At 67.3% G+C, this 9,217-nt stretch carries 13 protein-coding genes and 1 pseudogene; 9 read left to right on the forward strand and 5 right to left on the reverse strand.

Features of this window, described 5'->3' with window-relative positions; genetic code table 11:
- Positions 1-124 precede the first annotated feature (124 nt).
- Positions 125-973, reverse strand: coding sequence for an SDR family NAD(P)-dependent oxidoreductase (locus ACRDPN_RS02200; RefSeq protein WP_431445692.1), 849 nt, complete (start codon positions 971-973; stop codon positions 125-127).
- A gap of 70 nt (positions 974-1,043) precedes the next feature.
- Between ACRDPN_RS02200 and mca the strand changes: the two genes are divergently transcribed.
- Positions 1,044-1,916, forward strand: a complete 873-nt coding sequence (gene mca, locus ACRDPN_RS02205) for a mycothiol conjugate amidase Mca (protein WP_431445693.1) — start codon at positions 1,044-1,046, stop codon at positions 1,914-1,916.
- Here the strand turns inward: mca and ACRDPN_RS02210 are convergent.
- Together ACRDPN_RS02210 and ACRDPN_RS02215 are read right to left on the reverse strand one after the other, a co-directional pair.
- The gene (locus ACRDPN_RS02210) at positions 1,861-3,048 is read right to left on the reverse strand and encodes a winged helix DNA-binding domain-containing protein (RefSeq protein ID WP_431445694.1); all 1,188 of its coding nucleotides are present in this window, start codon (positions 3,046-3,048) and stop codon (positions 1,861-1,863) included. The genes mca and ACRDPN_RS02210 overlap by 56 nt on opposite strands.
- A gap of 10 nt (positions 3,049-3,058) precedes the next feature.
- The gene (locus tag ACRDPN_RS02215) at positions 3,059-3,436 is read right to left on the reverse strand and encodes a VOC family protein (protein WP_431445695.1); all 378 of its coding nucleotides are present in this window, start codon (positions 3,434-3,436) and stop codon (positions 3,059-3,061) included.
- A gap of 142 nt (positions 3,437-3,578) precedes the next feature.
- On the opposite strand from ACRDPN_RS02215, the gene ACRDPN_RS02220 reads away from it, so the two are divergent.
- From ACRDPN_RS02220 to ACRDPN_RS02230, 3 genes are read left to right on the forward strand one after another with little or no spacing between them, the layout of a single operon-like run.
- On the forward strand, positions 3,579-3,911 hold the full coding sequence (locus ACRDPN_RS02220; RefSeq protein WP_431445696.1) for a hypothetical protein: 333 nt from the start codon (positions 3,579-3,581) through the stop codon (positions 3,909-3,911).
- A 51-nt stretch (positions 3,912-3,962) separates the two neighbouring features.
- Positions 3,963-4,319: an HNH endonuclease gene (locus ACRDPN_RS02225; RefSeq protein WP_431445697.1), complete on the forward strand. Its 357-nt coding sequence runs from the start codon at positions 3,963-3,965 to the stop codon at positions 4,317-4,319.
- 26 nt (positions 4,320-4,345) lie between these two features.
- The gene (locus tag ACRDPN_RS02230; protein ID WP_431445698.1) at positions 4,346-4,543 is read left to right on the forward strand and encodes a hypothetical protein; all 198 of its coding nucleotides are present in this window, start codon (positions 4,346-4,348) and stop codon (positions 4,541-4,543) included.
- 6 nt (positions 4,544-4,549) lie between these two features.
- Here the strand turns inward: ACRDPN_RS02230 and ACRDPN_RS02235 are convergent, their stop codons facing one another.
- Positions 4,550-5,032 (reverse strand): N-acetyltransferase family protein, encoded by a 483-nt coding sequence (locus ACRDPN_RS02235; RefSeq protein WP_431445699.1) that lies wholly within the window; start codon positions 5,030-5,032, stop codon positions 4,550-4,552.
- A 46-nt stretch (positions 5,033-5,078) separates the two neighbouring features.
- Between ACRDPN_RS02235 and ACRDPN_RS02240 the strand changes: the two genes are divergently transcribed.
- Complete coding sequence (locus tag ACRDPN_RS02240; protein ID WP_431445700.1) at positions 5,079-5,630, forward strand: DUF6529 family protein; 552 nt, start codon at positions 5,079-5,081, stop codon at positions 5,628-5,630.
- Between the two features lie 18 nt (positions 5,631-5,648).
- Positions 5,649-5,822 (forward strand): annotated as a pseudogene (locus ACRDPN_RS02245) (DUF255 domain-containing protein); the annotation flags it as partial.
- 160 nt (positions 5,823-5,982) lie between these two features.
- Here ACRDPN_RS02245 and ACRDPN_RS02250 read toward each other — a convergent pair.
- The gene (locus ACRDPN_RS02250; RefSeq protein WP_431445701.1) at positions 5,983-6,363 is read right to left on the reverse strand and encodes a hypothetical protein; all 381 of its coding nucleotides are present in this window, start codon (positions 6,361-6,363) and stop codon (positions 5,983-5,985) included.
- 141 nt (positions 6,364-6,504) lie between these two features.
- On the opposite strand from ACRDPN_RS02250, the gene ACRDPN_RS02255 reads away from it, so the two are divergent.
- The 3 genes from ACRDPN_RS02255 to ACRDPN_RS02265 all read left to right on the forward strand — a co-directional run.
- Positions 6,505-7,149: a response regulator gene (locus ACRDPN_RS02255; protein WP_431445702.1), complete on the forward strand. Its 645-nt coding sequence runs from the start codon at positions 6,505-6,507 to the stop codon at positions 7,147-7,149.
- On the forward strand, positions 7,146-8,873 hold the full coding sequence (locus ACRDPN_RS02260; protein WP_431445703.1) for a sensor histidine kinase: 1,728 nt from the start codon (positions 7,146-7,148) through the stop codon (positions 8,871-8,873). Before ACRDPN_RS02255 ends, ACRDPN_RS02260 begins: the two co-directional genes overlap by 4 nt.
- Before the next feature lie 97 nt (positions 8,874-8,970).
- On the forward strand, positions 8,971-9,217 hold a 247-nt coding region (locus ACRDPN_RS02265), incomplete at its 3' end, for a DUF255 domain-containing protein (RefSeq protein WP_431445704.1).

The following is a 9,217-nucleotide window of genomic DNA, read 5'->3' on the forward strand; positions in this document are numbered from 1 at the left end:
TTCATCTGCGGAGTGCCTTCCACTTGGAACTTCTTGGACTGTCGTAAGAACAAGAATCCCAAGCAGGACAGGCACTTCCGTGCGTTACACGCCGAACTCAACCCGGCGACGTGAAATCTCGAGGCTAGCCCTTCCGCATCTCGCGAAGCACGAGCCGGTCGAAGACGCGGAAGGGGAGCAGGGACGAGGCGGCGGCTGTCATCTTCGCCTCGGTCCCGACCAGGTACTCGGCCTTCGGACGACGCGAGAACAACGCGTGGTGGGCAGCGTCGGCGACCACTGACGGTGGGATGCCGGCGTCGTTCGCCGCGGCGACGTACTTCCGCGACGACTCGATGGCCTCGCCGTAGAGCTCGATGGCGCGGGGCGGAAGCGTGTCGACCGTGGTCGAGACCGCCTCGGCGGCCTTGTCCCAGATCGGCGTGGAGACCGTGGCCGGCTCGAGCACGGAGACGCGAAAACCCCAGGGCAACAGCTCGCGACGCAGTGACTCGGCCATCCCGTTGAGGGCGTGTTTGGACGCGGAGTACGGGCCGACGAACGGCGCAGCCACCCGGGAGCCGATCGAGCTGGTGAACACGATGCGCGGATCTTGCGGGCCCTGCTCGCGCAGGATCGGGAGGAATGCCTGCGTCACGGCGATCTGGCCGATGAGGTTGACCTCGAACTGACGGCGCACTTCGTCGAGGTCGATGAACTCGAGCGGCCCGCCGATGCCGATGCCCGCGTTGTTGACGATGCCACGGAGCTTCGAGGAACCGAGGGCGTCACGCACCAGGTCTGCGGCAGCCTTGGCCTCCGCGGCCGACGTGACGTCGAGGCGGACGGGGGTGACGAGCGGGTGGTCGTCGACGGTGGACAGGTCGCGTACGGCGGCGAACACGCGCGTGCCGTCCCGCGAGAGACGTTCGACGATGGCTCGGCCGATGCCGGTCGACGTGCCGGTGACGAGCACCGCTTCGGATGTGGTCATCCGTCATCATGGCGCGGCTGACCGGCGAACCGCATCCGACCATGGTCGTAGTGAGTGGCAGGATGGAACGGTGGCCGAACAGCTCAGACTCATGCACGTGCACGCCCATCCGGACGACGAGTCGAGCAAGGGGGCGGCGTCGACGGCCAGATATGTGGCCGAGGGTGTCGACGTGCACGTGGCCACCTGCACCGGGGGCGAGCGCGGCGACGTGCTCAACCCGAGCTTCGACCACCCCGGCATCATCGATAACCCCGCGCTCATCACCGAGATCCGCCGCGACGAGATGGCGCGGGCGCGCGACATCCTCGGCATCCGGCAGGACTGGCTCGGCTTCGTCGACTCCGGCTGGCCCGAGGGCGACCCCAAGCCTCCGCTGCCCGAGGGATGCTTCGCGCTGGTGCCGCTCGAGGAGGCGGCCGAGCCGCTGGTGCGACTGATCCGCTCGTTCCGTCCGCACGTGCTCACGACGTACGACGAGAACGGCGGTTACCCGCACCCCGACCACATCAAGTGCCACGAGGTGAGCGTGCACGCGTTCGAGGCGGCGTCCGACCCCGACCGCTACCCGGACGCGGGCGAGCCCTGGCAGGTCAAGAAGCTCTACTACCACCTGGGCTGGAGCTACCCGCGGATGGTGGCGATCGCGGAAGCCACCGAACGCCACGGACTCACCAATCCGTACGCCGAGTACCTCGACAAGTGGGAGAGAAAACCCGAGGACGAGGCGCGACTCACCACGCGCGTCGAGTGCGCCGAGTACTTCCACGTGCGAGACGAGGCGCTCCTCGCCCACGCCACCCAGATCGACCCGGACGGCTGGTTCTTCGCCGTCCCCCGCGAGGTGCAGGCCGAGGCCTGGCCCACCGAGGACTACCAGCTCGTCACTAGCCACGTGGAGACGACGACCCCCGAGGACGACCTGTTCGCCGGTCTGAGGTGACCTCACCGGGAGTGGTGAGGACGATGTCGTGCTCCGCGCCGGGCGACACGAAACCGGCGAACCGGCGGGCCTCCGCCTTCACTGCACTTGCGTCGTGGCGCGAGAGCTTGCGCGTCGTGGTGATCGTCAGCACGCCTGAGGTTCGTCCCCGCTGAACGACCCTGGTCGGTTGGTCGAAGCGCCACATCCCGACGAGCATTCCGTCGACGAGGACGTTGCCGAGGAACCCGGTGGTGTTCAGCCAGATCTCGGAGTAGTCATCACCGCTGGTAAAACGAGAACGGTCGGCGTGCGAGAGCAGGAGGTTGTCGAACTGAGGCAGCAGGCGCACAGGTGCCGGCGTGTCCGGATCGGGGAGTGGCCCGTCGGGAACGTCGAAGTACTCCCGCCCGTCCTCGTCGCGAAACGTGCGGAGCCGTGACCGGATGCGCTCGAAGACCTCGCGCAGTCCGGTGTAGCGGGACCACGTGGCTGCGTCCGGCACGGTGGCCGGTCCGAAAGCGGTGAGGTAACGCATCATGACGTCGTCGACGGACGGGTTCGACTCGAGCGGCCGCCCGATCCACGCCTCGGCCGTGGTGCCGACGACCTCGCCCGGGGTGGCCCAAAGTCCTCGCGGCGGCACCTGGATGAACGGCAGCAGGTTGCGGCAGGCGAAGGCGAGCGCGGCAGGGTGGTGCTCGGGGAACTGTTTTCCCAGGGCATCGCGGAGCTGGCGGGTGTTGCGGGGGCTCTCGGTGAGGACTTCGCGGGCGAACGCCATAACGGCGTCGAGCTCCACGCCGTCATACCGTCCGCGGTAGTCGCTGTGGCTGTGGAGCTGCTGGGTCAGGATCGGCTGGGCCAGCGGTCGGAGCACCAGGCAGTCGTCGGCGGTGACGGCGTGGACCGTGCCACGCTGCACCACGAGCCGGACGACCTCGCGATCCAGGATGAGCTTCTCGAGCTCCTCGGTCTCGAAGCCGTCGAGTCGTGACCAGAGCCCGATGTATGGGTCCGGTGGTTCCTGTGCCTGCAGCCCGACCAGGTGCCGGATCGCGTCGAGGGCTGTCATCGCGGCACGCTCGAGCAACATCTGGCGAGCCAGCGTCGCTCGGTTGAGCTGCCGTTGGCTGAGGAGGTCGGCGGTCACCCGGACGAAACTAGCGTGCGGTCTCCCACAGTCCGATCACGTTGCCCTCCGGGTCGGTGAAGTAGGCAGCGAACCCCATGTCGCCGACGGGCTCCTTGTCGCGCAGCGTGGAGCCGCCGAGCTCGCCGATCGTCTTCAGCGCGGCGTCGATGTCGTCGACGTCGACCACGAGCACCGGAGCCGTGATCGGTTCCTGGCGCAGCAGCATGCCGCCGTTGATGTACCCGGGCTCGGTGGGACCGGTGTCTCCGGAGGGCCCGGTCGTCACCAGGGTGTAGCCCATGCCCGGCATCGACGCGAGCTGCCAGCCGAAGGTCTTCTCGTAGAAGGCGTTGGCGCGCTCTCGGTCGTCGACCGGGATCTCGAAGTGCACGATGCGACCGCTCATGGTGCGTCCTTTCGTTGCCGATGGTGCCAACGTAGGGCTCGGGCGGCGCCGGCGCTAGGACGAACGAGGAATCGGGCATATTTCGCTGAATTCACAAGGTTTTCCACTGGCCTGCGAACGTCTGTTCGACTATTCTGGTGGCATGGATTCGGGGGTCACCATGGAGCGGCTGCGCGACGTGGCGCGAGCGCTCACCGCGGGTGATTCTCGAACGAGATTGCGCGCGATTCAGGCTGCGCAGGACGCGCTGGATGCGGTCAAGACCGTGGAGCTCGCCAAGCTGGAGACCTCGAAGGACTTCGAGCTCGACGGCGCATCCACGATCACGACCTGGGCCCGGAACGAGCTCCGGCTCGATGCGGTTCAGACGAAGAAGCTGATCCGGGCAGCGAGCACGACCCGGGATCTCCCGACTGTCGCCGAAGCCGCCGCCAAGGGCAGCATCCGGCTCGACCACGTCGACGTGTTCGGCTAGTACCAGCAGGCACGGGTCCGGAACGTCGGCCGCACCTACCGCCTCGCCACGTTGAAGCAGCGCCGCGCGATCATCGCCCGCCAATCCGGTGTCTGCGCCGCACCCGGTTGCAAGAACACTCATCTGGAGGTCCATTACGTCATCTGGTACTCCCACGGTGGCCGCACCGACCTCGACGACATGACCGGACTCTGCGTCCGCTGCCGCCACCTCGTCCACCGCGACCTCCTCCATGTCACTGCCGACGGGCGTGGCAATTTCACCTTCTCGAATCGTCATCGGTCGTTGAGCCAGTCGAAACGACCATCACGCTCGATGCGGGGAAAGTTGATTCGACCCTTTCCCGGGGCGGCTCGCCAGCACAGCTCAACCCGACTCGACGAACGACGAGTACCACTACGGACGTGACGAGGGTGGCTGTCTAGGCTGAGGGCATGAACGATGTCCTGCTTGCGTTTGCTGCGGAAGATGTCCCTCTCACGCCTGAGAACGTCCGGCCCGGGTGGCTCGCCATGCTGGTCGTCGGGCTGCTGGTCGTGGCGCTGGTCTTCCTCATGCGCTCGTTCGTCAAGCACTCGCGGCGCGCCCGCGAACCGTGGCCGGGCGATAAGGACGACGAACCGCAGAGCTGACGTCTGTCAGAACGCCAGGTACATGACGTGCAGGCCGACCGGACCGAGTCGCGGGTGCCGGAAGGCGCCCGGCACGGTGCCGATGATGTCGAAGCCGACTCGCTCGTACAGCGCCACGGCGGGGTTGGTCTCGACGACGGCGTTGAACTGCATCCCCGCGTAGCCGTCAGCGCGGGCTCGCGCGAGTGTGTCCTCGACGAGTGCGGTCCCGAACCCGCCGCCGCGTGACGTCTTCGCGACGATGAAGTTGGCGTTGCAGATGTGCGAGCCCGGGCCGGCCTGGTTCGGGCCGTAGGTCGCCGCACCGAGGACGCGGTCTGAATCGACCGTTACCGAGGTGCTCCACGGTGCGGGTCCGAGCCACTTGTCGCGCGCCTCGTCCTCGGTCATGTCCGGGTCGTACGTGTAGGCATCGCCCTCGGCCAGCACCTCGGTGACGATTGCCCAGATGCCGGGCCAGTCAGCGTCACGTGCCGCACGAATCTCCATGCGCGCAGTCTTCCCCACGCCGCCTGGCGCCTGCCATGATCACCACATGGAGGCCACGAAGAGCCCCGCCGTCCCGCTCACCGCGTTCGCCGCCGGGGCGGCCGTCAGCGTCGTACTGGGCGTCTACGGCCGCGTCCACGATCCGACGTTCGAGCCGATCACTACCTTCGGCCTCGGCTCGATGATCGAGATGAAGGTCTGGTTCGCCATCGCGGTGGGCGTCCTCGCCCTGGGCCAGCTCGTCGGAGCGCTCTGGATGTACGGGAAGCTCGGGATCACTGCCCCGTCTTGGCTCAGCACCGGGCACCGGCTGTCCGGGGCGCTGGCCGTCCTCGTCAGCCTCCCGGTCGCGTACCACTGCCTGTGGTCGCTCGGCTTCCAGACCACCGACACCCGCGTGCTCCTGCACTCGCTCGTGGGCTGCATCGTCTACGGCGCGTTCGTGGCGAAGGTGATCGCCGTCCGCAGCCATTCCGCCCCCGGCTGGCTGCTCCCGGTTGCGGGTGGCCTGCTGTTCACCGCCTTCATCGTCGTCGTGCTCACGTCGGCCGGGTGGTACTTGACGACCGTCGGACTGCCGGGAGGCAGCCCGTACTGACGCGGTTACGTTGAAGGCATGGCCAACCGACTCGCCAGCTCGACCAGCCCCTACCTCGTCCAGCACGCCGACAACCCGGTCGACTGGTGGGAGTGGGGCGAGGAGGCGCTGGCCGTCGCGAAGGAGCTCGACCGCCCGATCCTGCTCAGCGTCGGCTACGCGGCTTGCCACTGGTGCCACGTGTGTGAGCTCACGCTCACGACCTGCTGACCATCGGTAAAACCGCAGGTCAGTGGCGCCATTCCGTGCTGTTCCGGTTCAGCGAATGCCATCGAAGGACACGGATTCCGCAGCAATTTGTATCACCCTGTTGTATCACTCGCGCGGGTGCCGGCGACGGATGACGGGCGGCTCAGTCCCGCTTGCCCGATGGGCGGAGCACCAGCACCGCCGGCACGAGGCACAGCAGGGCGCCCGCGGAGTTTCCGATGAGGCCAGCGACACCGCGATCCGGCACGAACAGGATGGAGAGCTGCACGACGGCGGCCAGGATCAGCGCGACCCCGCCGATGCGGCGGGCCAGGCCGGCCCGCGTGATCCACGAGGCCAGCAGTGCCACGAGCGCGATCCCGCCAAAGACGACGAAGCCGATCCAGATGTTCCCCGCATAGCCGCTTCCCTCGCGAGCCTCGGGCGAGATGCCGACGAGGAGGAGGAACGCTGAGACGAGCATCCCGAGTCCATGTCCGATGTGGTTTCCGATGGAGAAATGGGGCTTCGTCGACGCAGTCATCTTGGGGCTCCTTGGGTGTGATGCGGCTGATGGTGCCACCACACTCGTCGCCCGCATACTCCCACCGCAATCGGCAGATTTCCCGATTTTCCACCACGCTTTCCTACGTCGCTGGGAATCGACTTTTGCAACAATGACGGCATGTCCATCCGAGTCCTCATCGCCGACGACCACACGGTCGTTCGGGACGGACTCAATCTCATGCTGACCCACCTCGATGGTTTCGAAGTCGTCGGCGAGGCCGCTGACGGTGACGAGGCAGTCAAGCAGGCGGTCCGACTCAGGCCGGACGTCGTGTTGATGGATGTGCAAATGCCCGGGCTCGACGGTGTCGAAGCGACGCGCCAGATCACCGAGCTCGCCCCGAAGGTCGCAGTGCTCATGCTGTCGATGTACGGCGACGATGCCACGACGATCGGATCGATGCGAGCCGGGGCCCGCGGGTATCTACTCAAGGGCGCCGGTCGTGACGAGGTGGCTGCAGCTCTGCGCGCCGTGGTCTCGGGCCAAGCGATCCTCGGGCAAGGCGTCGCCGATGCGTTGCTCGCGCGAATCGGCTCGGTCACGGCGGTCGCGGACTATCCCTTTCCCGAGCTGTCCGATCGTGAGCGCGAGGTCCTGGCCCTGCTCGCAGCCGGCCACCGGACCAACGAGATCGCGACCACCTTGTTCGTCTCCCCCAAGACGGTCAGCAACCAGCTCACGTCGGTCTATGCCAAGCTCGGGGTGGCTGATCGCACCGAGGCGATTTTGCTCGCCCACGAGCACGGGATATCCCGCCGATGAGTCTCGCCTCGGCCACCATTGGCTGGGCGATTGCGGGGTTGCTGCTCGTGGCTTCCGGATTGGTCCTGTGCCTGCAGGCCAAGGCGTATCCGGCGGGCGTCCTGTTTGCCGTCAGCGGCGCCCTGCTCGCCGGCGTTCATTGGGCGCCTGCCGACGGGAGGGCGTACGTCGGACTGGCTGCGGTCGCCACGTTGGTGGCTGCAATCGCGACCTATCCGCGCTTCGAGCGCGGCCTCGCGACCTGGCTGACGTTGGCCGCCCTTGCCGTGGGCACGCCTGCACTCGCGTGGACACTCGCCCGGGACAACGGACTGAGCGACATCGACTTCGTCGCGATTGTGCTCGCCACGGTCACAGTCGCGGCAACCCACGTGTGGTGGCGACTCGAAACAACTCCGGCAGCCGACCGGGAGCCGCTGTTGTGGGTGCTGAGCGCAAGCGGAATCGTCGGCCTTCTCGTGTGGATCGTGGCTCTCCCCGGCGACCGCTCGCGGCTCGCCCCCGTAGTTGCCGCGAGCGTGGGGCTCCTTGGTGTCGCTGCTGCCGTCGGCGCAGGTCCGGCTGGACGGCTCGACGGCCGTTGGCTCGCCTCACGCGCCATCGTTTCGGCCTTCACGGTTGCCTTCCTGTTCGCGGGAGCGACCCTCGTATTCACCCTCTTCATGTGGCGTACCGGTTCGCCGCCAGGGATCGTTCCCATGGCCGTCGCCGCCGTCGTCCTCGGGGGGCTGTGGAATCCGGTGCGCAGGATGGTCAGCGAGACGGCTGACGCCATCTTGTTCGGCTACCGCCCCGACGCGCTCAGCGCGGTGCAGCAGGTGGCGGGCAGCGTTGGCGACGATCCCGCCGCCGCCGTGCGAGCTATCCAGGAGGGGCTGGTGCTGCCGTACGCCGCCCTTGCGCTGGACGGCGAGGAGCCGATCACCGTCGGCACCATTCAGGACAGGGTGCGCGCCTTTCCCATCGATGCCGATGGCGGGCAGCTGGGCACGCTCACGGTCGGTGTTCGCGCCGGCGACCAGAGCCTGTCCAAGGACGATGAGCGAGTGCTGACGCTCGCGCTGCCGCTGTTGGTGCAGACGGTGCGTGCACGCACCCAGACCGCAAGCTTGCTGCGGGCCCGAGCGCTCGGCGCCACGGCCCGCGAGGAAGAGAGGCGACGCCTGCGGCGTGACCTGCACGACGGGCTGGGCCCACGCCTCACCGGCATCGCGTTCACCGTTGATGCGGCACGATTGGTGAGCGAGCGCGACGGGTCGGTGGAGATGCTCGACAGGATTCGGCGAGAGACCGAGACCGCGATCCACGAGATCCGCGAGTTGGTCTACGGCCTGCGTCCACCCGCCCTCGACGAATTGGGGCTCGTGGGTGCGCTCTCGGTCAACGCCGACGCCTTCCCGAGCGTCACAATCGACATCGAGGCGAGCGATGTTCCGGCGCTCCCGGCGGCCCTCGAGGTGGCGGCTTATCGCATCGTCATGGAAGCACTTACCAACATTGCGCGGCACAGCGGCGCAACTTCGGCGAGAGTTGCGCTGGGGAGAACCGCCGACAGCCTCACGATCGAAGTCTCCGACAACGGGCAATCCAGTGGCGACTGGACACCGGGCGTCGGACTGACCTCCATGCGGGAGCGAGCCCGCGAGCTCGGTGGAACTCTCGCCTTCCACACGAACGGAGCCGGCAGCACGATCGTTGCCGACCTCCCACTAAGCATCGAGTAGCCGGCCAGGATTTGGCTTACGCTGCATCACCGAGTGGGGTTGGCCGGCGCTTCGGGGGCGAGAGATGATGGTCGACGTGAACCGTCTCGGTGCTGCCATGAGCCCATATCTCCGGCAACACAAGGGAAACCCCGTGGATTGGTGGGAGTGGGGACCGGAGGCGCTGGCCGTGGCCAAGGAGCTCGACCGGCCGATCCTGCTGAGCGTCGGCTACGCGGCCTGCCACTGGTGCCACGTGATGGCGCACGAGTCGTTCGAGGATGCGGCCACCGCGACGTTCATGAACGAACATTTCGTCAACATCAAGGTCGACCGCGAGGAGCGACCCGACATCGACGCCGTCT

This window comes from Aeromicrobium sp. (genome assembly GCF_050700635.1).
Classification (GTDB): Bacteria; Actinomycetota; Actinomycetes; order Propionibacteriales; family Nocardioidaceae; genus Aeromicrobium.